Origin of the sequence: Streptomyces sp. NBC_01351, from assembly GCF_036237315.1 — a bacterium.
GTDB lineage: Bacteria > Actinomycetota > Actinomycetes > Streptomycetales > Streptomycetaceae > Streptomyces.
The window spans coordinates 4,717,501-4,739,238 of sequence record NZ_CP108356.1; the positions used below are offsets into that span (position 1 = coordinate 4,717,501).

A 21,738-nucleotide genomic window follows, 5' to 3' on the forward strand; every position below is an offset into this window, starting at 1 on the left:
CTCTAATGCTAAGGCCGTGAAGCCGTTCCGGACCCTTCGGGGAAAGGAAAGTGGTGGAGCCGCCGATCCAAGGTGGTAGTAGGTAAGCGATGGGGTGACGCAGGAAGGTAGTCCAGCCCGGGCGGTGGTAGTCCCGGGGTAAGGGTGTAGGCCGAGGGGTAGGCAAATCCGTCCCTCATTAAGGCTGAGACCTGATGCCGAGCCGATTGTGGTGAAGTGGATGATCCTATGCTGTCGAGAAAAGCCTCTAGCGAGTTTCATGGCGGCCCGTACCCTAAACCGACTCAGGTGGTCAGGTAGAGAATACCGAGGCGTTCGGGTGAACTATGGTTAAGGAACTCGGCAAAATGCCCCCGTAACTTCGGGAGAAGGGGGGCCATCACTGGTGATCGGATTTACTCCGTGAGCTGGGGGTGGCCGCAGAGACCAGCGAGAAGCGACTGTTTACTAAAAACACAGGTCCGTGCGAAGCCGTAAGGCGATGTATACGGACTGACGCCTGCCCGGTGCTGGAACGTTAAGGGGACCGGTTAGTGACCTTTCGGGGTTGCGAAGCTGAGAACTTAAGCGCCAGTAAACGGCGGTGGTAACTATAACCATCCTAAGGTAGCGAAATTCCTTGTCGGGTAAGTTCCGACCTGCACGAATGGCGTAACGACTTCTCGACTGTCTCAACCATAGGCCCGGTGAAATTGCACTACGAGTAAAGATGCTCGTTTCGCGCAGCAGGACGGAAAGACCCCGGGACCTTTACTATAGTTTGATATTGGTGTTCGGTTCGGCTTGTGTAGGATAGGTGGGAGACTTTGAAGCAGCCACGCCAGTGGTTGTGGAGTCGCCGTTGAAATACCACTCTGGTCGTGCTGGATGTCTAACCTCGGTCCGTGATCCGGATCAGGGACAGTGTCTGATGGGTAGTTTAACTGGGGCGGTTGCCTCCCAAAGAGTAACGGAGGCGCCCAAAGGTTCCCTCAGCCTGGTTGGCAATCAGGTGTTGAGTGTAAGTGCACAAGGGAGCTTGACTGTGAGACCGACGGGTCGAGCAGGGACGAAAGTCGGGACTAGTGATCCGGCGGTGGCTTGTGGAAGCGCCGTCGCTCAACGGATAAAAGGTACCCCGGGGATAACAGGCTGATCTTCCCCAAGAGTCCATATCGACGGGATGGTTTGGCACCTCGATGTCGGCTCGTCGCATCCTGGGGCTGGAGTCGGTCCCAAGGGTTGGGCTGTTCGCCCATTAAAGCGGTACGCGAGCTGGGTTTAGAACGTCGTGAGACAGTTCGGTCCCTATCCGCTGTGCGCGTAGGAATATTGAGAAGGGCTGTCCCTAGTACGAGAGGACCGGGACGGACGAACCTCTGGTGTGCCAGTTGTCCTGCCAAGGGCATGGCTGGTTGGCTACGTTCGGGAGGGATAACCGCTGAAAGCATCTAAGCGGGAAGCCTGCTTCAAGATGAGTATTCCCACCTCCTTGAGAGGGTAAGGCTCCCAGTAGACGACTGGGTTGATAGGCCAGATGTGGAAGCCCGGTAACGGGTGAAGCTGACTGGTACTAATAGGCCGAGGGCTTGTCCTCAGTTGCTCGCGTCCACTGTGTTAGTTCTGAAATAACGAACAGCTGTGTCAATGCCAGCGTTCAAATTTCATAGTGTTTCGGTGGTCATAGCGTTAGGGAAACGCCCGGTTACATTCCGAACCCGGAAGCTAAGCCTTTCAGCGCCGATGGTACTGCAGGGGGGACCCTGTGGGAGAGTAGGACGCCGCCGAACAATCATTGCGGGAAGCCCCGCACCAGCCCTTTACGGGCTCGGTGCGGGGCTTTTCTGCGTTCCGGACAGTGTTCGGTCACGGGCGCAGCCCAGGACTCGGCGGCCCTGAGGTGGATGATCGCGGGAGGCCATCAGGAAAGGTGAACGGGGTCGGGCCTCGGCCGCATGAGTCTGCTGATCCTCTCATCGGTGGCGTCGAGGGGGTCTGGCGTACATGCGCTCGTAGGGTTGGGGTATGGGCTACGACCTCGTCATCTTCGACAACGACGGCGTGCTGGTGGACAGCGAGCCGCTCGCCAACAGCATCCTCGCCGAGTACCTCACCGAGCTCGGGCACCCGACCTCGTACGAGGAGTCGCTCCGCGACTACATGGGGGCCGCCGTGCACCGGGTGCACGACCTCGTCATGGAGCGGACCGGGGAGCGGTTGCCGGACGACTTCGAGGCGCAGCTGAACGCGCGGACGTTCGCCGGCTTCGAGCGGGAGCTGAGGCCCGTGCCCGGGGTGGAGGAGGTGCTCGGGGCGCTGACCGCCAGTGGGGTCGGGTACTGCCTGGCCTCTTCCGCGAGTCACGAGCGGATCCGGGTCGGGCATCGGTCGGCCGGGCTCGACGGGTGGTTCGAGGAGGAGTGGATCTTCAGTTCGCAGGACGTGGGGAAGGGCAAGCCGGCGCCCGATCTGTTCCTGCACGCGGCCCGGTCCATGGGCGTGGAGCCCGCGCGGTGTGTCGTCGTCGAGGACAGCCCGCTCGGGATCCAGGCCGCCGTGGCCGCGGGGATGGACGTGTTCGCGTTCACCGCGATGCTCCCCGCCGACCAGCTGCCCGGCGCCACCAGGCACTTCGGGGACATGAAGCAGCTCACCGGGCTGCTCGAACTGGAAGCCGGACTGGGTATGTGATCTCTCTACCCACGGGTAGCCGCGGGCCCTACGCTGTGCCGCCATGACGGCAATGGCAGATGTGCGGCTGCGACGTGGGCGCGGGGCGCTGGGGTTCAGCTTCTTCGCGCAGGGTGTCGCCTTCGCGCTGCTCGTGACCAGGATTCCGGCCATCCAGGACCGGTACGGGATATCCGACGCCCTGCTGCCCGCCTTCCTCGCCGCCGTGCCGATCCTGGCGGGCGCGGCGAGCGTCGGCACCGAGCACCTCGTGAAGCGGGTCGCGCCCAGTGTGGTGCTGCGGTGGGCGCAGCCGGTGGTGCTGCTCTCCCTGCTGGGGGTCGGGGCCGGCAGCAGGATGTGGCACGTGGCCTTGGCGCTGGGGGCGTTCGGGCTGTCGGTGGGGGCGCTGGACGCCTCGATGAACATGCTCGGGGTGAGCCTCCAGCGGGCGTACGGGCGCAGCATCATGCTTGGCTTCCATGCCGCGTACAGCCTGGGCGGGATCCTGGGGGCCTCGGCCGCCTGGGTGGCGACGAGCGCGCACCTGGGGTTGTTCGAGAGCTATCTGCCGGCCTTGCTCGTGTTGCTTCCGTTGGTGCTGGTGGGGAGTCGGTTCTACGTCGACCAGAAGGACGACGGTGTCGTTGCCGAGAAGGGGCTGGGGCCCGGGGGGTTCAAGCTGCTGCTGCCGCTGTGTCTGGTGATGGCGTGCGCCTACATCGGGGACTCGACCGTCGCCAACTGGAGCGCCAAGTACCTGCAGGACGTGCTCGGGAGTTCGGAGCAGCTGGCCACCGTCCCCTACAACGTCTACATGGTGACCACGCTCATCGGGCGCACCGTGGGAGATCTCGGGGTGCGGAGGTTCGGGGCCGTCGCCGTGGTGCGGTGCGGGACGGTGGTGGCCGCGGGTGGGTTCGCCGTGGTCGCGGCCGCGCCGGGGGCTTGGGTGGGGATGCTCGGCTTCACGCTGCTGGGGATCGGGCTGTGCGTGATCGTGCCGCAGACCTTTGCTGCGGCCGGGAGGCTGTTTCCCGGGGCGGCATCCGATACGGCCATCGCGCGGCTGAACATCTTCAACTACGTGGGGTTCCTGATCGGGTCGCCGCTCGTGGGAGGGATCGGGGACGCCTGGAGCTATCGGGGCGCGATGCTCGTGCCGATGGTTCTCGTGCTGATCACGCTGTTCCATGCCCGCTCGTTCGGGCCGAAGGAGGCCCGATACGGTGTCGGGCATGAGCGGCCGCGGGTTGTTGATGTGGGACGAGGCGGTAACGAAGTATGACTTCGGGCCCAGCCATCCGATGGATCCGGTGCGCCTGGCGCTGACCATGGGGCTGGTGCGCGCCTTCGGGCTGGACCGGGCCATGGAGGTACGGGCGGCCCGCGCGGCCGGGGACTCGACGCTGCGGCTCGTCCACCGCGAGGACTACGTCGCCGCGGTGCGCGAGGTGTCCGCCGACCCCGGGATCGCGGACGGGTCGTACGGGCTGGGGACCATGGACGATCCGGCCTTCCACGGGATGCACGAGGCGTCCGCGCTGATCGCCGGGCAGTCCGTGGCGGGCGCGGAGGCGATCTGGCGCGGGGAGGCCGAGCACGCCGTGAACTTCGCCGGCGGGCTGCACCACGCGATGCCGGGCGGGGCGGCGGGCTTCTGCGTGTACAACGACGCGTCGCTGGCCATCGCGCGGCTCCTGGAGCTGGGGGCGGAGCGGGTCGCGTACGTGGATGTGGACGTGCACCACGGGGACGGGGTGCAGGCGGCGTTCTGGGACGATCCGCGGGTGCTGACGATCTCCGTGCACGAGCATCCCCGGACGCTGTTCCCGCAGACCGGATGGCCGGAGGAGACGGGCGGTCCCGAGGCGGAGGGGAGCGCGGTGAACGTCGCGCTGCCCGCCGGGACCGGAGACGAGGGGTGGCTGCGGGCCTTCCACTCGGTCGTGCCGGAGCTGCTGGCGGACTTCCGGCCGCAGGTGCTGGTGACCCAGCACGGGGCGGACACGCACTTCGAGGATCCGCTGGCGCACCTGGCGGTCTCGCTGGACGCCCAGCGGGCCGTGCAGGAGGCGTGTCACGACCTGGCGCACGAGTACGCGGAGGGGCGGTGGCTGGCGCTGGGGGGTGGCGGGTACGCGGTGGTGGACGTCGTACCGCGGTCGTGGACGCACCTGGTGGGGATCGCAGCGCACCGGCCGGTGGATCCGGAGTCGGCGGTGCCGGCGTCTTGGCGGGAGCTCGTGTACGCGCGGACGCGGCAGGTGGCGCCGGCGCGGATGACGGACGGGCGGGGGTCGGTGTCCTGGCGGGAGTGGGACGGGGGGTACGACCCCGCGGACCGGACGGATCAGGCCGTGCTGGCGACGCGGCGGGCCGTTTTTCCGTTGCGGGGGATGCTGGTCTGAGCCCTGCGGGGGCCTGTCCCCTACCCGCCCTTCCTCCGTTCCCCGGGCTCTGCCCGGACCCGGTCCTCAATCGCCGGACGGGCTGGAAGGAACTGGGGCTCCGCCCCAGACCCCGCGCCTCAAACGCCGGCGAGGCTGGATTGAGCCCGGCGCGGCTGGATGTGCCCGGCGGGGGATTGCGCCCCGGCGAGGCTTGATTGTGCGAGGGGTTACGCCAAGTGTGGGGCTGTTTCTTGGAATTGATGATCCACCAGGTGCGTTGAGGGAGCATCGGAGGGTGTTGAGCACCGGCGCCCTGCGTGCGCATCTGCTGGCCGCCCGGTTGGCCGGGCCCGTTGCCACCTCTCGGGAGGAGAGCCTGCGCAGCTACCGGCTGTTCGCGGCGCGGGATCCGCGGGTGCTGCTGGGGCTGGATCCGGAGTGGGGCTGGGGCGAGGGCGATCTGCTGAGGCTGATGTCGGACAAGTGCGGGGTGTCGGCGGATCCGGCGCACGTCAGCGGGCCGGACGTGATCGACCCGGAGCTGACGATGGCCGCGCTGGACGCCTTCGCGGGACGGCTGCGGGCGGTGGCCGGGGACGGGGCGCCCGTGCTGTTCGGGACGGGTCACCCGCACAGGCTCCTGGGCTTCTACGCCTCCTTGGCCAAGGCGATGTCGGCGGCGGGATGTGTTGTCCTCACCCCCGCGCAGGGGGCGAGTGTCGACGTGGCGACCCGGTTCGGCGTACGCACGTACAGCCTCGATTACGTACGGGGGGTCGCACTGGTGCGGGAACCCGGCGTGCGGTCGCCGGGGAGTGCGACCGGCGCGCACAGTCATTCGCCGCTGCCGGTTCGGATCGCGCTGGGGGCCCTGGCGGAGGCCGGCGGGCCGCTGCCGGAGCTGGTGGTCGGCGATCACGGGTGGGTCTGCGGCGCAGGTCAGCTCGGTGTGGAAGCGATCGGGCTGGCGGACACGGATGATCCCGCGCTGTTCGTGGGGGAGGCCGAGGGGCGGGTCTCGGTGGCCGTTCCGCTTGATGACGCGGTGCGTGCGGACTACTACCTGCCGCTTACTCGCTATGTGCTCAATCGGGCGAGTCTGTCGGGTCGGCAGGAGTGGACGTAGCTCCTCTTCCCCACTCGTATCACACGCCCCTACTCTGGGGAGTGAGCGTGCGACGACGAGGAGTAACCGGAGGGGAAGCCGGTGCCCGTCATGCGCGGAAGGTCAAGGTGTGTCATGGCTGCTGGCGAGAGGCCTCTCAGTGAGGTTCAGTTCCTGACCGTGGCGGAGGTCGCCTCGGTGATGCGAGTGTCGAAGATGACCGTGTACCGCCTGGTGCACAACGGTCATCTGCCCGCAATCCGGGTGGGCCGGTCCTTCCGGGTCCCCGAAAACGCGGTCCACGAGTACCTCCGAGAGTCCTATGTGGGGGTGGAGTCGGCCTGAGACTGACCCTCGGAAGCCCTCGGATTACAAGCTCGGAGCTCGGGACGGTAGGCTAGGCCGACGTAGGTCGTGTGGGCCCCGACGCCCCGCACCGAATGAAGAGAAGTGAGCGAGGGTAGTCGTGGGCTCTGTTATCAAGAAGCGGCGCAAGCGGATGGCTAAGAAGAAGCACCGCAAGCTGCTCAAGCGCACCCGCGTCCAGCGCCGTAACAAGAAGTAAACGGCAGCTGTACGTGTTCTCCGCAGCCCCTCCACCATCCTGGTGGGGGGGCTGCGGTGTAGCCGGAGACAGTTGTTCCGATCTAGGGAGGCGCTGAGCTCGTGGGGAAGGTCGTGCTCGTCACCGGGGCTGCCCGGCAGCTGGGGGGCCGCTTCGTGCGCCGGATCCAGCGTGATCCGGAGGTCGAGCGGGTGATCGCCGTGGACGCGGTGGTGCCGCCGCACCGGCTCGGATCGGCCGAGTTCGTCCGTACGGACATCAGGCAGTCCGCGATCGCCCGCGTGCTGGCCGAGCACGCCGTGGACACCGTGGTGCACCTGGCGGTGACCGGGGGCGGCGGGGGGAGCGGCGGCGGGCACAGCGCCGTCAAGGAAACGAACGTCATCGGGACGATGCAGCTCCTCGGGGCCTGCCAGAAGTCCCCGACGGTGCGGCGGCTCGTGGTGAAGTCCAGTACGAGCGTGTACGGGGGCACCTCGCGGGATCCGGCCGTCTTCACCGAGACCACGCAGCCGAAGTCGCTGCCGCCGGGCGGTTTCGCCAAGGACGCCTCCGAGGTCGAGGGATACGTACGGGGCTTCGCGCGCAGACGGCCGGACGTCGCGGTGTGCGTCCTGCGGTTCGCGAACATCCTGGGGCCCTTCGCGGACTCGGCGCTCGCCGAGTACTTCTCGATGCCCGTGATGCCGACCGTGCTGGGCTACGACCCGCGGCTGCAGTTCGTCCACGAGGACGACGTGCTCGACGTGTTGCGGCTGGCCGCGCAGGAGCCGCGGCGCGGGACGCTGAACAGCGGGACCTTCAACATCGCGGGCGACGGCGTACTGCTGCTGTCGCAGTGCTCGCGGCGGCTGGGGCGGCCGACGCTGCCGTTGCTGCTGCCCGCGGTGACGTGGGTCGGGCAGGCGCTGCGGGCGGTCGGGGTCACCGACTTCTCGCCGGAGCAGATCAGGCTCCTCACGCACGGCAGGGTCGTGGAGACCTCGCAGATGCGGGAGGTGCTCGGCTTCGAACCGATGTACACGACCACCGAGACCTTCGCGGACTTCGCGCGCAGCCGGGGCAACGGGCTGCTGCCGCCGGAGCGGGTGGGGCGGGTCGTGGACCGGGTCGCGGCCATGCTGGATGCAGACGTCGAAGCGGAAGCGGTTGAAGGAGCGAAGCGATAGTGGCGGACGCCAAGGTCATTCCGTTCGACGAGGACCGGCAGCGCCGGCGGGCGCCGGGACGCCGGGTCCGGGCGGTGCCCGAGCCCGAACCCGAGCACGGTCCTGAGGTGGTGGAGCCGCAGGCTCCCGCGCCGGCCCCGGCGGGTGAGGGCTGGGACAAGCGGATCGCCGGCGGACTGGCGTTCCTGCGGCGACGGATCACCGGGGACTACGAGGTCGACGAGTTCGGCTACGACAAGGAACTGACGGACCAGGTCCTGATGTCCCTGATCCGGCCGCTGTACGACAAGTACTTCCGGGTCGAGGTCAAGGGCATCGAGAACATCCCGAAGGAGGGTGGCGCGCTCATCGTGGCGAACCACTCGGGGACGTTGCCGCTCGACGGGCTGATGATGCAGGTGGCGGTCCACGACCACCACCCGGCTCAGCGGCACCTGCGGCTGCTGGCGGCGGACCTGGTGTTCATGCTGCCGGTGGTCAACGAGCTGGCACGGAAGGCCGGGCACACCCTGGCGTGCGCGGAGGACGCGCAACGGCTGCTGGAGGCCGGGGAGCTCGTCGGGGTCATGCCGGAGGGCTTCAAGGGGATAGGGAAGCCGTTCGGCGACCGGTACAAGCTGCAGCGCTTCGGGCGCGGCGGGTTCGTCTCGACGGCGCTGCGGGCGGGGACGCCGATCGTGCCGTGCTCGATCGTGGGGGCGGAGGAGATCTACCCGATGATCGGCAACGCGAAGACGCTGGCGCGGCTGCTGGGGATCCCGTACTTCCCGATCACGCCGACGTTCCCGTTGCTGGGGCCGCTGGGGGCGGTGCCGTTGCCGACGAAGTGGACGATCCAGTTCGGGGAACCTATCCCGACGGCCGGGTATGCGGCGGAGGCCGCCGAGGATCCGATGCTGATGTTCAACCTGACGGATCAGGTGCGGGAGCAGATTCAGCACACGTTGTACAAGCTGCTGGTGCAGCGGCGGTCCGTGTTCTTCTGACCGTTGAGTGCCGGGGCTCTGCCCCGGACCCCGCGCCTCAAACTCCCCCAGCTACCGCTGGGAGGGGCCCCCTGGCGAGGCTGGGTATGGCTGGATGTGGCGAAGGGGCCGCGCGTGCGCGGCCCCTTCGCCTTGTTCCTACTCCGCGTCCTCCCCGCTGATTCCCAGGCCCGGGAGGAGGCCCGGGAGGAGGGGTGGGAGGGTGATGTCCGGCTTCGTCTCGGACGGGGTGCCCGAGGCGGGTGGGGTGGACTGGCCCGCGGGCGGGTTCAGCAGGTTGCCCGTACCGCCCAGGAGGCCGCCCGGCGGGGGTGTGGTGCTGCCCGACGGGGACGGCGCGGGGCTGCCCGAGGGCTTGCCCGACGCCGGGGCGGACTGCTGCGCGCCGCCGGGGGTGCCCGGCTTGGCGGAGGAACCGGACGGGCCGGTCCCGCGCGTCTGTTCCGGGGGCTTGGGGAGCAGGCCCTGGAACGGCGCCACGTCTTCGTCTATGGCCTGGAAGACCGACTCCACCTCCCCGCCCACGTCGCCCAGCTGCGCCGGGAGCTTGTCCCGGAGCCTGCCCCACGCGTCGCGGTGGGAGCGGGAGAAGGACGACAGCGCCTGGATCGGGGCGAGCGAGCCGTCCCGGTCGTGGGCGGCCTGGAGGAGCCGGTGGCCCTCCTCGGCGTCGTGCTTCATGCCCGCGAGGGCCCGGCGGATCTCGCCCAGGGACTCGTGGTCCAGTACGCCCGTCCGGCCTCGCTCCATCAGCCTGCGGGCTTCCGACAGACGGTTCGAGGCCTGGTCGAGATAGAGCTCGCCCCGGTCCGTCTCGTCTTCGGTCATCCCCAGCTTCAGGTCCTCCATGCCCCGCTTCACGGGGTAGAGGTGGTCACCGGGCAGGGCGTCGGAACTGGCAGCGGCCACTCCGCTGAAGGCCCCTGCGGCCACACCCACGGTGAGGCCACCCGCTGCGATGCCCTTGGACCAGCGGGAGCGGGGCCGCAATTTCCGGAGCGAGGTCGCCCGGTGGGCGCCGCGGCCGGTCCGCTGTTCGGGCACTTGAGGGTCGGCGGCACCGCCTCCGGCCCTCTCCTCCAGCACCATGGCCTCCATGGCGGCAACGAGCTGGGCTCGTTGCACCACTTTGACCTCGGGGTCCAGCACCGGGCGCGGCATTCGTTCGCCGAGCACGCTCGCCAGGGCCAACAACCGGTCGTGGTCGGCAGGTTCGGCAGGTGCCTCGGACTGCTCGGCCGCCGGGTCCGGTTCCGAAAGGTCGGACGGGGTCCGCTCCTCCAGGGCCTGGGCGAAGGCGTTCGCCCGCCGGTGCGGAGTAACGTTCGCGATCACTGGCGGCACCTCCTCTCGTCATGACGATCGACTCCCCAAGGTGTCCGGAAGGTTGCCTTCCTTGAGCACATCCACACTTTCGGGTGAGCGGCTTCGGGCAAAGCGTGTCCACAGGGAGCCTGCATTCCGCACAACGAGCGTCGCGGCACTTGGGTTACGGACGAAGGATGATCGGACCACAGCGTCATCGAGGGGTCACCGAATGTGTTGTCAGTAAGGATTCAGCGGGCGTCGTCCGGGAGGAGGCGGGCCAGGGTGCGGACCGCCCGGTACTGGAGCGTCTTGATGGCGCCCTCGTTCTTCCCCATCACCCGGGCCGTCTCGGCGACCGAGAGGCCCTGCAGGAAGCGCAGTGTCACGCACTCCTGCTGCTGCGGATTGAGTTTCCGTACGGCCTCCAGCAGGGCCGCGTTGGAGAGGGACTCCAGGACGGAGTCCTCGGGACTGCGCTCGACCTCGTTCGCGTCGAGCATCTCGCCGGTGGTGACCTCCAGCCGGAAGCGGCTGGACTTGAAGTGGTCGGCCACCAGGTTGCGCGCGATCGTCACGAGCCACGCACCGAAGTCGCGGCCCTGCCAGGTGAAGGTGGAGATGCGGCGCAGCGCGCGCAGGAAGGTCTCGCTGGTGAGATCCTCCGCGGTCGCCTTGCCGCCGACCCGGTAGTAGATGTAGCGGTACACCGTGTCGCTGTACTGGTCGTACAGGCGGCCGAAGGCTTCGGCCTCGCCCGCCTGGGCTCGTTCGACCAGGTCCATCATGCGGGCCTGGTCGCTGTCCGCCGTGGGGCGGCGGGGGGTGGGGGTGGCCTGGGTGCTCGTGCCGGCGGTGCCGTTCGACCCCCCGGCCGCGCGGCCGCGTCTGCCCACCGTTGCTCCGCCGTCGGTCAGGGCGTAGCAAGGACCGGCCGGGCCGAAGCCGGCAGGGACCGCGGCGGCGAAGGCGGGGACGGCGTACGCGGTGGGGACGAAGCCGCGCAGGTGGTCGAGGACCGTTGCGCGCAGCTGAGCCAGGCCCGAGGCGTCAACCCCGACAGGTGGGTACACGGGACTCCCAGAGGCAGAGCTTCCATCACGTGCAGTGCGGGACCGTTCACCCGTCGTGGCGACAGATGGCCGGTGGCATGCGTTTGAGGAGAATAACGCTTCGTACAGGCAGCGCTACACCCAGTTGCTCAAATCACCGCTTCCGACACTTCTGTTGCGTGTCGAGGGCATATTCAGGTGCAGTTGGTGATCGATTCTTGATCACTTGCATACGCGGAATGGACGGTTCCAGGGGGGCCCGCGACCGAGTCGGGCAGGCCGGAGTGGCCTGCCGGACACGGGGGTAGGGCTGGGGGAATGCCCTGGGGCGGGCGGCGCGAAACGCGCGGGAAGCCGCCCCGCGGGGTGCGGGACGGCTCCGGTGCTGGTGGTGGCCGGTCGGTGCCGGCAAATCGGTAAGGGGAGGGGCGCCCGGGCTACTTGCGGCGGCGGTGCAGGGCGATCGCGGCGGCCGCGCCACCCGCGATCGCGCCGACTCCGGCGGCTGCCGGGACGCCGACCTTCACGGCCTTGCGGCCGGTCCGATAGTCGCGCAGGCGCCAGTCGTTGGTCCGGGCATGCTTGCGCAGTTTTGTGTCGGGATTGATCGCGTACGGATGTCCGACCAGCGACAGCATCGGGATGTCGTTGTGCGAATCGCTGTACGCGGCGCAGCGCGTGAGGTCCAGGCCCTCGGCGGAGGCCAGCGCGCGGACCGCCTCCGCCTTGGCGGGGCCGTGCAGCGGCTCCCCGACCAGGCGGCCGGTGTAGATGCCGTCGACGGACTCCGCGACGGTGCCCAGGGCGCCGGTCAGGCCGAGGCGGCGGGCGATGATCGTGGCCGTCTCCACGGGGGCCGCGGTGACCAGCCACACCTTCTGGCCGGCGTCGAGGTGGGCCTGGGCGAGGGCGCGGGTGCCCGGCCAGATCCGCGTCGCCATGTACTCGTCGTAGATCTCCTCGCCGATGGACATCAGCTCGGAGACCTTGTGGCCCTTGACGATGGACAGGGCGCTGTCGCGGGCGTCCTGCATGTGCTCGGGGTCCTCGACCCCGGCGAGCCGGAACCAGGCCTGTTGCCAGGCGAAACGGGCGAGTTCGCGGCGGCGGAAGAACTCGCGCTTGTAGAGGCCGCGGCCGAAGTGGAAGATCGCGGCGCCCTGCATGACGGTGTTGTCGAGGTCGAAGAAGGCGGCGGCGAGGTCGTCGCCGGCGACGGGGAACTCCGCCTCTTCCTCTTCTTCCTCGAGTACGTCGAGGTCGGTGTCGAGGTCGAGATCTGCGTCGGTGAGGTGCGGGGATTCGGCCAGGGCGGTCTTGCGGGCGGCCTCGGCCGAGGCCTCGCCTGCCAGTACGCTCCGCGCGGTCGCGGAGCGTCTACGGGGTGTGAGCCATCCGAGAGCGGCCATGTGGCGAGCATAGCCACTGTGTTCGGGAGTTCCCGAACCGATGGGAAACGGAGGCGTTAACAGTTCGGGACGCCGCCCCGGAGAATGGAGGCATGAGCCCTTTGTTGCGACGTAAAGAGAAGAAGCGTCCCGGCGAGCGGATGGTGACGCTCATCGGGAAGCCGGGATGTCATCTGTGCGACGAGGCCGAGGAGGTCGTCGCGAAGGTGTGCGCCGAGACGGGTGCGCAGTGGGAGAAGAAGGACATCTCGCAGGACGAGGAGCTCTACCGGCTGCACTGGGAGCAGATTCCGGTGGTGTTGGTGGACGGCGAGCAGCACACCTTCTGGCGGGTGAACCCGGACCGGCTGCGGCGGGCATTGGAGGGCTGAGCCCCTTCCCGGTTACCATCGTGGGCGTTTTGTGGGATCTGGGGGCGTATCCGTGAGGAGTGTGTACGGTTTTGCCCCCTTTGGGATTTGAACGGGTTCGGCGTCCCGTTGGCTCCGCTCATATGAGTCGCGGTTGCGTGACCCCGGTCACTTTGGTCGGACAAAATGGACACAATCTTTGTGCACGCGTTCACAAAGGCATAGCCTGCTGTCGACGGGGCGGTCCTGGGACAAGTGGCCGCCTGCAGCCCCGCTCATCCCGCAGGAGCATCGTGGCAACTGGCCGAACTCACCGACCGGCGACCCGCAGCCGAGGTATTCCCGAGGCCACTGTCGCCCGGCTTCCGCTGTACTTGCGTGCCCTCACCGCGCTCTCCGAGCGATCGGTGCCCACGGTGTCCTCCGAAGAGCTCGCGGCCGCCGCCGGAGTCAACTCCGCGAAGCTGCGCAAGGACTTCTCCTACCTGGGTTCCTACGGCACCCGCGGCGTCGGCTACGACGTCGAGTACCTCGTCTACCAGATCTCCCGCGAGCTCGGCCTCACGCAGGACTGGCCGGTCGTCATCGTCGGCATCGGTAACCTCGGTGCCGCGCTCGCCAACTACGGCGGCTTCGCCTCCCGTGGCTTCCGCGTGGCCGCGCTGATCGACGCCGACCCCGCGATGGCCGGTAAGCCGGTCGCCGGGATGCCCGTGCAGCACACCGATGATCTGGAGCGGATCATCGAGGAGAACGGCGTCTCGATCGGTGTCATCGCGACGCCGGCGGGTGCGGCCCAGCAGGTCAGCGAGCGGCTGATCGCGGCCGGTGTCACCTCTATTTTGAACTTCGCGCCCACCGTGCTGTCCGTGCCGGAGGGCGTGGACGTGCGCAAGGTCGACCTGTCCATCGAGCTCCAGATCCTGGCGTTCCACGAGCAGCGCAAGGCCGGGGAGGAAGCGGCGGCCGCCGCTGCCTCCGGCGGCTCCTCCGTGGGCGGCGCCGCCCCCGCCGCGGCCGTGGTTCCGCCGGCCGGGCGTGCGGCCGCCGAGGCGCGCAAGGGCAACCCCGAGGGCGACGTGCCGGCGGTGATGCCGGCATGAGTCTGCTCGTCGTAGGGCTGAGCCACCGCAGTGCGCCCGTGAGCGTGCTGGAGCGCGCCTCGCTGTCTGCCGACGCCAAGGTGAAGCTGCTGCACGACACGCTGGCTGCTGAGCCGGCGGCGGAGGCGGCGGTGCTCGCCACGTGCAACCGGATCGAGCTGTACGCGGACGTGGACAAGTTCCACGCCGGCGTCGCCGAGCTGTCGACCTTGTTGGCGCAGCACAGCGGTGTCGCGCTGGAGGAGCTCACCCCGTACCTGTACGTGCACTACGAGGACCGGGCTGTTCACCATCTGTTTTCGGTGGCGTGCGGGCTGGACTCGATGGTGGTCGGCGAGGGGCAGATCCTCGGGCAGATCAAGGACGCGCTGGCGCTGGGGCAGGAACTGCACACCGCCGGGCGGCTGATCAACGACCTGTTCCAGCAGGCGCTGCGGGTCGGCAAGCGGGCGCACTCGGAGACCGGGATCGACCGGGCCGGGCAGTCGCTCGTCACCTTCGGGCTGGAACAGCTCGCCGTGCGGATGCCGGTGGGGGAGTGGGCCGCGGGCAAGCGGGCGCTGGTGATCGGTGCCGGGTCGATGTCCTCGCTGGCCGCGGCGACGCTGGCGCGGGTTGGCGTCGCCGAGGTCGTGGTGGCGAACCGGACCGCGGAGCGGGCCGAGCGGTTGGCGGAGATTCTGGTTGCCTCGGGCACCGGGGTTAAGGCTTCCGCCGTTGCGATGGCGGCCGTCGCGGATGAGCTGACACGAGTCGACGTGGTGGTGTCCTGCACCGGGGCCACTGGGCTGGTGCTGAGCGCCGATGACGTGCTGGCCGCCGTGTCCCGTGCGGGGCTGGATGTGGCCGATGCCGCAGGTTCGGTGCGGCTTACCGAACGGGGCTCCGCCCCGGACCCCGCGCCTCAAACGCCGGCGGGGCTGGAATTGGCCGATGTGGTTGCCAGGCTTGCCGCTGCCGCGGAGGCCGGGGGGCGGATTCCCGATGCCGGGGCCGCGCGGACCATGGCGGCTCCTGTGGAGGCCGATGGGTGTCCGGTGGGGCCCGATGGGCGCTCGGCGTTGACCGGGGTTGATGCCAACTCCCTTGAGTTGCACGGGACCTGGGCCGATCAGGGTGAGGCCGCCGCGCAGCGGCAGCCGCGCAAGAGCGCTCGGAGTCAGAGTGACGGGATGCCCGTGCGGCTCGCGTTGCTGGACCTTGCCATGCCCCGGGACATCGACGCCGCCGTGCACCGGATTCCCGGCGTGCGGCTGGTGGACATCGAGAGCCTGGCGGAGGCCAGCGCGGACGCGCCCATGGCCGCCGACGTCGACGCCGTGCGCGCGATAGTGGCCGAGGAAGTCGCCGCCTTCGGGGCGGCGCAGCGGGCCGCGCACATCACGCCCACCGTCGTCGCCCTGCGCGCCATGGCGGCCGAAGTCGTGGCCATGGAGGTGGCGCGGCTGGACGGGCGGGTGCCCGATCTCGACGAGCGGCAGCGGGCCGAGGTCACCCAGACCGTGCGCCGCGTCGTCGACAAGCTCCTCCACGCGCCGACCGTGCGCGTCAAGCAGCTCGCGAGCGAGCCCGGCGGCGCCGGGTACGCCGAGGCGCTGCGCGAACTCTTCGACCTCGACCCTCAGACGGTGGCATCCGTCAGCCGGGCGGACGCGGCCGATCCGAAGAACGACGACGACCCAGGACGGGCATCATGAACACACGTCCCGACCAGCCGCTGCGGCTCGGTACGCGGCGGAGCAAGCTGGCCATGTCCCAGTCGGGGCACGTCGCAGACGCGGTCCGGGCGATCACCGGCCGGCCCGTCGAGCTCGTGGAGATCACGACCTACGGTGACGTGTCGCGCGAGCACCTCGCCCAGATCGGCGGGACCGGCGTGTTCGTCACCGCCCTGCGCGACGCGCTGCTGCGCGGTGAGGTCGACTTCGCCGTGCACTCGCTGAAGGACCTGCCGACCGCGCAGCCCGACGACCTCGTGATCGCGGCCATGCCGCGCCGCGAGGACCCCCGGGACGCGCTCGTCGCACGTGACGGCCTGACCTTCGAGCAGCTGCCCGACGGCGCCCGGATCGGTACCGGGTCGCCGCGCCGGACGGCGCAGCTCAACCACCTGGCGCTGTCGCTCGGCAAGCGGATCGAGACCGTACCGATCCGCGGCAACGTGGACACGCGGATCGGGTTCGTGCGGGACGGGGAGCTCGACGCCGTCGTGCTCGCCGCCGCCGGCATGAACCGGATCGGGCGCGGTGACGAAGCGACCGACCTGCTGTCCGTCGACAGCTTCCTGCCCGCCCCCGGCCAGGGAGCCCTGGCCGTGGAGTGCCTCGCGTCCGATACGGACCTCATCGCCGCGCTCGGCGAGCTCGACGACCCGCACACCCGGGCCGCCGTGACCGCGGAGCGTTCCCTGCTCGCCGCCCTGGAGGCCGGCTGCAGCGCACCCGTGGGTGCGTTCGCCGACCTTTTGGCCGACGGACAGACTGTCAATGAAATGCGCCTGCGCGGCGTCGTCGGAACCCTCGACGGCTCGACGCTGGTGCAGCTGTCCACCACCGGTCCCGTGCCCCAGTCGTACGACGAGGCCATGGCGCTCGGCCGCGAACTCGCGGACGAGATGCTGGCCAAGGGCGCGGCCGGTCTGATGGGGGAGCGATCGTGAGCCCCACAAGTCTGAACACCTCCGCTTTCGCGGGCGTCGCCGCCCACGGGCACGTCACCTTCCTCGGTGCCGGCCCAGGCGACCCGGGTCTGCTGACGCTGCGCGCCGTGGAGGCGCTCGCGGCAGCGGACGTACTGATCGCGGAGCCCGAGGTGCTCGACGTCGTACGGACGCACGCGCGCACGGGTGTCGACACGCCGCAGCTGACGATCGCTGACGAAGCGTCAGCGGCCGCCGGGGTCCCGGTGATCCGCGATGCCGCCAATCTTGTCATGGAGGCCGCGCGCTCCGGCAGGCGGGTCGTACGTGCCGTCACCGGCGACCCCGGGCTCGACGGGAACGCGGCCGAGGAGATGCTCGTCTGCGCCACCGAGGGCATCCCCTTCGAGGTGGTGCCGGGCGTCGCGACCGCGGTGGGCGTGCCCGCGTACGCGGGTGTGCCGCTGAGCGGCAAGCAGGGCGCGGACGTCCGGTTCGTGGACGCGCGCAAGGCCTCGGCGCGCTCCTGGAGCGAGGTCGGCGCGAGCGACGGGATCCTGGTGGTCTCCGCGACGCTGGAGACCGTCTCGGCCGCCGCCGCGGAGCTGGTGAGCGCCGGGCGCAAGCCCGACACCCCGTTGACCGTGACCGTGGCCGGTACGACGACGCGCCAGCGGACGTGGAGCGCGACCCTGGGGACCATCGCCCAGGTGTTCAAGCAGGGCAAGGTGCTCCCCTCGCCCGAGGGCGCCCGGCCCGTCATAGCCGTGGTCGGTGAGCACGACGCCGCCTCGCGGCGCGAGGAGCTGGCCTGGTTCGAGTCGAAGCCGCTGTTCGGCTGGCGGGTCCTCGTACCGCGCACCAAGGAGCAGGCCGCCTCGCTCTCCGACCAGTTGCGTTCGTACGGCGCGGTGCCGCACGAGGTGCCGACCATCGCCGTGGAGCCGCCGCGCACCCCGCAGCAGATGGAGCGGGCCGTGAAGGGCCTGGTGACGGGGCGGTACGAGTGGATCGCCTTCACCTCGGTGAACGCGGTCAAGGCGGTGCGGGAGAAGTTCGAGGAGTACGGGCTCGACGCGCGCGCCTTCGCGGGGATCAAGGTCGCCGCGGTGGGTGAGCAGACCGCTGCGGCGCTGGTGGAGTTCGGTGTGAAGCCGGACCTGGTGCCGAGCGGGGAGCAGTCCGCGGCCGGGCTGCTGGAGGACTGGCCGCCGTACGACCCGGTCTTCGACCCGATCGACCGCGTCTTCCTGCCGCGGGCCGACATCGCGACCGAAACGCTGGTCGCCGGGCTGATCGAGCTCGGGTGGGAGGTCGACGACGTGACCGCCTACCGGACGGTGCGCGCGTCGCCGCCGCCGGCGGATACGCGGGAGGCGATCAAGGGGGGTGGCTTTGATGCCGTTCTCTTCACGTCCAGCTCGACGGTCCGGAACCTGGTGGGTATCGCCGGGAAGCCGCACAACGTGACCGTGATCGCGTGTATCGGGCCGGCGACGGCCAAGACCGCGGAGGAGCACGGGCTGCGGGTGGACGTGCTGTCGCCGGAGCCGAGCGTGGGCAAGCTGGCGGAGGCGCTGGCCGAGTACGGTGCGGCGCGCCGCGAGGCGGCCAAGCAGGCCGGCGAGACGGTGTTCCGGCCGAGCGAGCGGCGGCCGGGGGCGCGGCGGCGTCGTACGACGTGAGCCGGTTAGGCGGGCTCCGCCCGTTACAGGACACGGAGAAGGGGCCCGGGTGCACAGCGCACCCGGGCCCCTTCCCCGTATCCCGCCCCGGCGGAATCCGTGGCGGGGCGGAGGCGCGGCGCTACCCAGGCGGGATCTGAGTAGCTGTGCGGATCCCTGGGGCCGGGTCGGCGAGGTTGAGTGTCCTCATGACCGACCTCGATCTCGACCTCGACATCGACCGGGACCGCCGGGCGTTCATCGCCCCGCTGGCCTCCACCCTGCTGACGCTCCCGCTGGCGTTCCTGTCGCTGCTGTACGCGGGGCTCTCGCCGATGGCGTGCGACTCCTGCGGCGGGCAGACCGCTGACGCCTTCGACGCGAGCTTCGAGATCGCCTGGCCGGTGTTCATGGCGGGGCTGTTGGGCGTGCTGGGGCTGCTGCTGTGGTGTTGGGCCCTGCCGTGGAAGACGGTCAACGCTCCCCGTCGCGTCGGGATCGCGATCGCCGCTCCGGCGGTGGTGCTGCTGAACGCGGTGGTGTTCTGGGCGCTGCTGGACCTGCCGTAGCGCTAGGCGCTGACCCAGGAGGTGAGGCTGGTCCAGGCGGCGGGAGCGAGGGTGAGCTGCGGGCCGTCGGTGACCTTGGAGTCCCGGACGTGGACCTGGGCGGCGGGGCAGGTGGCCATCTCGACGCAGGCGCCGCCCTCGCTGCCGCTGTAGGAGGACTTCTGCCAGGTGATCGCGGCTTCGAGGCACTGGCCGCCCTCGCTGCCGCTGTAGCTGGACTTGAACCACTTCAGTACGGTGCTCATGACTCTCCTAGCAGCCGGTCCAACAGGTCCCGCGTTTCCGCGAAGTTGAGGGCCTGTGACCGCAGCATCGCATACTTCTGGGAGAGGATGCTGACCTCGTTCGGGTCCCTGACGAGGAAGCTGCCGCGCTGGGTTTCCGAGTAGGCGAGGTGCTGGAATTCCGGTGTTTCCAAGAGGGTGAAGGGGCCGTCGAGGCCCGCGTGAGCGGTGACGCCGAGGGGCAGTACCTGGAGGGAGATGGTCGGAAAGTCGGCGCAGGCGCGCAGGTGGCGCAGTTGCTCCTGGTACACCTCGTCGCCGCCGATCCGGTCGCGCAGGGCGGGCTCCCACACGATGAAGCTGAGCGTTGGGGGGACCGGGCGGGTGAGGATCTTCTGGCGTTGGATGCGGTGGGCGGTCTGGAGCTCTATCTTCTCGGTGCCGACGAAGGGGATGCGGCAGCCGAGGACGGCGCGGGCGTAGCTCTCGGTCTGGAGCAGGCCCGGCACGGTGAGCGTGTCGTACCAGGACAGCGCGAGCGCCTCCGCCTCGCGCTCCATGTACTCCTCCGCCCAGGCCGGGATCATGTCGACCTCCGGCAGCTTGTGCGCGGCGACCGCCAAGAGGCCGGGCAGGCCGAGGACGCGGTCCATCTGCTCGGCGAGGTTGGGCATCAGGACCCGCCTGCCCTGTTCGATCGAGGCGATGGTCTCGATGTCCACGTGCAGCGCTTCGGCGAAGGTGCGCTGGGTCAGTCCTTTGGCGATGCGGGCGGCGGCGACCAGGGCGCCGACCATCTTCATCGCGGTCTCGTTGGGCCGTGGCCTCTTGCGTGGTGGCATGCCTGTGAACTCCCCGCGTGCGCACGTGAGATACCCGTTATGACCCGTACTCATGAAGGAGTACGGGTTGCCGGTCTCCTCCACGCTAGTGACGCAGCGCGACGATCGTCCCGTGAATGTGGAAATCCAACCTGCTTTGCTGCGCGAGCGGTTCTACCCCCGCAGCCGCCAAACTGTCGCCTCTGCCAGGGAGTTCGCGGCCGTCGCACTTCACGCGTGGGGTGTCACATGCCGTCGGGACGACGTGTTGCTCTGCGTGAGCGAGCTGGCGACCAATGCCCTGTTGCACGGGGTGCCGCCCGGCCGGGGGTACCGGCTGCGGATGCTGCGCTTCGAGGGGGTCGTCCGGGTCGAAGTGCACGACAGCGGGGGCGGGCGGCCGCGGGTCGAGGAGCGGGGGCCGAGGGCGGGCGGGGGTTGCTGCTGGTGGCGGCGGTCGCGGACCGGTGGGGGGTCGGGGTGCGGGTGCCGGGGAAGGTGGTGTGGTGCGAGTTCGCCGTCGGCGGGCGGGCGGGAGGGCTCTAGGCTTGTTCCGACTGCTGTCGAAGCTCGAAGAGGCGACTGAAGATGAGCGCGTACGGATCCTTCCCCGGCTCGCGGCCCCGCCGGCTGCGCACCACCCCGGCGATGCGGCGGATGGTCGCGGAGTACCGGCTGCACCCCTCCGACCTGATCCTCCCGGCCTTCGTACGGGAGGGCATCAGTGAGCCCCTGGCGATCTCGGCGATGCCGGGCGTCGTGCAGCACACGCGGGACACGCTGCGGAAGGCCGCCGTGGAGGCGGTCGAGGCGGGGGTCTCGGGGATCATGCTCTTCGGCGTGCCGGCCGACGAGAACAAGGACGCGCTGGGTACGGCGGGCACCGAGCCGGACGGGATCCTGCAGGTCGCGATCCGTGATGTGAAGGCAGAGGTCGGGGATGATCTGGTGATCATGTCCGATCTTTGTCTCGACGAGTACACGGATCACGGGCACTGTGGGGTGCTCGACGAGCAGGGTCGGGTGGACAACGACGCGACGCTGGAGCGGTACGCGGAGATGGCCCAGGTGCAGGCCGATGCCGGTGTGCACGTGGTCGGGCCCAGCGGGATGATGGACGGTCAGGTCGGGGTCGTCCGGGACGCGCTGGACGAGACCGGGCACGAGGACGTGTCCATCCTCGCGTACACGGCCAAGTACTCGTCCGCCTTCTACGGGCCGTTCCGGGAGGCCGTGGCGTCGAGCCTGCAGGGTGATCGCAAGACGTACCAGCAGGATCCGGCGAACGCCCGGGAGTCGCTGCGGGAGCTGGCGCTGGACCTGGAGGAGGGCGCCGACATGGTGATGGTCAAGCCGGCCGGGCCCTACCTCGACATCCTGCACCAGGTCGCGCAGGCCGTGGACGTGCCGGTGGCGGCGTACCAGATCAGCGGCGAGTACGCGATGGTCGAGGCGGCCGCGGAGAAGGGCTGGATCGACCGCGACCGGGCCGTCATGGAGACGCTGCTGGGCATCAAGCGGGCCGGCGCCGACATGATCCTGACGTACTGGGCGACCGAGGTCGCGGGCTGGCTGCGCGCGGAGCGCTAGGCCGTTTTCGGCGGATCAGGTCGGTGCCCGCCGGGCCGGACGGGGCCGGGTGTGTGGCGGGGCGTCCCCGCAGGGCGTCGAACGCAACCATGGCTCGGCCCACCGACCCCTCGAACCGTTCGACGCCCGAGGAGACGCCCCGGCGC

20 protein-coding genes, 2 rRNA genes and 1 pseudogene (1 of these 23 only partly in view) are annotated in these 21,738 nt (G+C 69.5%); 18 read left to right on the plus strand and 5 right to left on the minus strand.

From position 1 onward, the window contains the following. The 10 genes from OG625_RS21840 to OG625_RS21885 form a co-directional block, all read left to right on the plus strand. Nucleotides 1-1,576, plus strand: a 23S ribosomal RNA gene (locus OG625_RS21840); it begins 1,547 nt to the left of the window's first position. 76 nt (nucleotides 1,577-1,652) lie between these two features. Further along, nucleotides 1,653-1,769 (plus strand): 5S ribosomal RNA (gene rrf, locus OG625_RS21845). 235 nt (nucleotides 1,770-2,004) lie between these two features. Beyond that, a complete protein-coding gene (locus OG625_RS21850) occupies nucleotides 2,005-2,670 on the plus strand; it encodes an HAD family hydrolase (RefSeq protein ID WP_329383697.1) in 666 nt (221 codons plus the stop codon). 52 nt (nucleotides 2,671-2,722) lie between these two features. Beyond that, nucleotides 2,723-3,937, plus strand: coding sequence for an MFS transporter (locus OG625_RS21855; RefSeq protein ID WP_329390843.1), 1,215 nt, complete (start codon nucleotides 2,723-2,725; stop codon nucleotides 3,935-3,937). Then, on the plus strand, nucleotides 3,888-5,060 hold the full coding sequence (locus OG625_RS21860; protein WP_329383700.1) for an acetoin utilization protein AcuC: 1,173 nt from the start codon (nucleotides 3,888-3,890) through the stop codon (nucleotides 5,058-5,060). Before OG625_RS21855 ends, OG625_RS21860 begins: the two co-directional genes overlap by 50 nt. A gap of 277 nt (nucleotides 5,061-5,337) precedes the next feature. Further along, nucleotides 5,338-6,168, plus strand: a complete 831-nt coding sequence (locus OG625_RS21865; RefSeq protein ID WP_329383703.1) for a phosphatase — start codon at nucleotides 5,338-5,340, stop codon at nucleotides 6,166-6,168. 114 nt (nucleotides 6,169-6,282) lie between these two features. Further along, the gene (locus OG625_RS21870) at nucleotides 6,283-6,492 is read left to right on the plus strand and encodes a helix-turn-helix domain-containing protein (RefSeq protein ID WP_008738568.1); all 210 of its coding nucleotides are present in this window, start codon (nucleotides 6,283-6,285) and stop codon (nucleotides 6,490-6,492) included. A gap of 121 nt (nucleotides 6,493-6,613) precedes the next feature. Beyond that, the gene (locus tag OG625_RS21875) at nucleotides 6,614-6,712 is read left to right on the plus strand and encodes a 30S ribosomal protein bS22 (protein ID WP_003948845.1); all 99 of its coding nucleotides are present in this window, start codon (nucleotides 6,614-6,616) and stop codon (nucleotides 6,710-6,712) included. A gap of 101 nt (nucleotides 6,713-6,813) precedes the next feature. Then, on the plus strand, nucleotides 6,814-7,881 hold the full coding sequence (locus OG625_RS21880) for an NAD-dependent epimerase/dehydratase family protein (protein WP_329383706.1): 1,068 nt from the start codon (nucleotides 6,814-6,816) through the stop codon (nucleotides 7,879-7,881). Continuing rightward, nucleotides 7,881-8,867 carry a lysophospholipid acyltransferase family protein gene (locus OG625_RS21885; protein ID WP_329383709.1) on the plus strand — a complete coding sequence of 329 codons (987 nt, stop codon included), beginning with the start codon at nucleotides 7,881-7,883 and terminating at the stop codon, nucleotides 8,865-8,867. Before OG625_RS21880 ends, OG625_RS21885 begins: the two co-directional genes overlap by 1 nt. Nucleotides 8,868-9,005: 138 nt before the next feature. Here the strand turns inward: OG625_RS21885 and OG625_RS21890 are convergent, their stop codons facing one another. The 3 genes from OG625_RS21890 to OG625_RS21900 all read right to left on the minus strand — a co-directional run bounded on the left by OG625_RS21890 (nucleotide 9,006) and on the right by OG625_RS21900 (nucleotide 12,633). Then, on the minus strand, nucleotides 9,006-10,202 hold the full coding sequence (locus OG625_RS21890; protein ID WP_329383712.1) for a DUF5667 domain-containing protein: 1,197 nt from the start codon (nucleotides 10,200-10,202) through the stop codon (nucleotides 9,006-9,008). 221 nt (nucleotides 10,203-10,423) lie between these two features. Continuing rightward, nucleotides 10,424-11,245 carry an ECF subfamily RNA polymerase sigma factor, BldN family gene (locus tag OG625_RS21895; protein ID WP_329383714.1) on the minus strand — a complete coding sequence of 274 codons (822 nt, stop codon included), beginning with the start codon at nucleotides 11,243-11,245 and terminating at the stop codon, nucleotides 10,424-10,426. Nucleotides 11,246-11,661: 416 nt separating this feature from the next. After that, nucleotides 11,662-12,633 carry an HAD family hydrolase gene (locus OG625_RS21900; RefSeq protein ID WP_329383717.1) on the minus strand — a complete coding sequence of 324 codons (972 nt, stop codon included), beginning with the start codon at nucleotides 12,631-12,633 and terminating at the stop codon, nucleotides 11,662-11,664. Nucleotides 12,634-12,725: 92 nt separating this feature from the next. On the opposite strand from OG625_RS21900, the gene OG625_RS21905 reads away from it, so the two are divergent. The 6 genes from OG625_RS21905 to OG625_RS21930 all read left to right on the plus strand — a co-directional run bounded on the left by OG625_RS21905 (nucleotide 12,726) and on the right by OG625_RS21930 (nucleotide 18,957). Then, nucleotides 12,726-13,004, plus strand: coding sequence for a glutaredoxin family protein (locus OG625_RS21905; RefSeq protein ID WP_329383720.1), 279 nt, complete (start codon nucleotides 12,726-12,728; stop codon nucleotides 13,002-13,004). Between the two features lie 272 nt (nucleotides 13,005-13,276). Then, on the plus strand, nucleotides 13,277-14,086 hold the full coding sequence (locus OG625_RS21910; protein WP_329383723.1) for a redox-sensing transcriptional repressor Rex: 810 nt from the start codon (nucleotides 13,277-13,279) through the stop codon (nucleotides 14,084-14,086). Continuing rightward, complete coding sequence (locus OG625_RS21915; RefSeq protein ID WP_329383726.1) at nucleotides 14,083-15,783, plus strand: glutamyl-tRNA reductase; 1,701 nt, start codon at nucleotides 14,083-14,085, stop codon at nucleotides 15,781-15,783. The genes OG625_RS21910 and OG625_RS21915 overlap by 4 nt, the downstream gene beginning before the upstream one ends. Then, nucleotides 15,780-16,745 carry a hydroxymethylbilane synthase gene (hemC, locus tag OG625_RS21920; protein WP_329383730.1) on the plus strand — a complete coding sequence of 322 codons (966 nt, stop codon included), beginning with the start codon at nucleotides 15,780-15,782 and terminating at the stop codon, nucleotides 16,743-16,745. The genes OG625_RS21915 and hemC overlap by 4 nt, the downstream gene beginning before the upstream one ends. Beyond that, nucleotides 16,742-18,409 (plus strand): bifunctional uroporphyrinogen-III C-methyltransferase/uroporphyrinogen-III synthase, encoded by a 1,668-nt coding sequence (locus tag OG625_RS21925; RefSeq protein WP_329383733.1) that lies wholly within the window; start codon nucleotides 16,742-16,744, stop codon nucleotides 18,407-18,409. The genes hemC and OG625_RS21925 overlap by 4 nt, the downstream gene beginning before the upstream one ends. Nucleotides 18,410-18,597: 188 nt before the next feature. Next, nucleotides 18,598-18,957: a hypothetical protein gene (locus tag OG625_RS21930; RefSeq protein ID WP_329383736.1), complete on the plus strand. Its 360-nt coding sequence runs from the start codon at nucleotides 18,598-18,600 to the stop codon at nucleotides 18,955-18,957. Between the two features lie 2 nt (nucleotides 18,958-18,959). On the opposite strand, the gene OG625_RS21935 is transcribed toward OG625_RS21930, so the two are convergent. Together OG625_RS21935 and OG625_RS21940 are read right to left on the minus strand one after the other, a co-directional pair. Further along, nucleotides 18,960-19,202, minus strand: coding sequence for a DUF397 domain-containing protein (locus OG625_RS21935; RefSeq protein WP_329383738.1), 243 nt, complete (start codon nucleotides 19,200-19,202; stop codon nucleotides 18,960-18,962). Continuing rightward, on the minus strand, nucleotides 19,199-20,023 hold the full coding sequence (locus OG625_RS21940) for a helix-turn-helix domain-containing protein (protein WP_329383740.1): 825 nt from the start codon (nucleotides 20,021-20,023) through the stop codon (nucleotides 19,199-19,201). The genes OG625_RS21935 and OG625_RS21940 overlap by 4 nt, the downstream gene beginning before the upstream one ends. Nucleotides 20,024-20,135: 112 nt before the next feature. On the opposite strand from OG625_RS21940, the pseudogene OG625_RS21945 reads away from it, so the two are divergent. Both OG625_RS21945 and hemB read left to right on the plus strand, forming a co-directional pair. Next, nucleotides 20,136-20,548: pseudogene (locus OG625_RS21945) on the plus strand (ATP-binding protein). Nucleotides 20,549-20,590: 42 nt separating this feature from the next. Next, a complete protein-coding gene (gene hemB, locus OG625_RS21950) occupies nucleotides 20,591-21,592 on the plus strand; it encodes a porphobilinogen synthase (protein ID WP_329383743.1) in 1,002 nt (333 codons plus the stop codon). The last annotated feature ends 146 nt before the right edge of the window (nucleotides 21,593-21,738 follow it).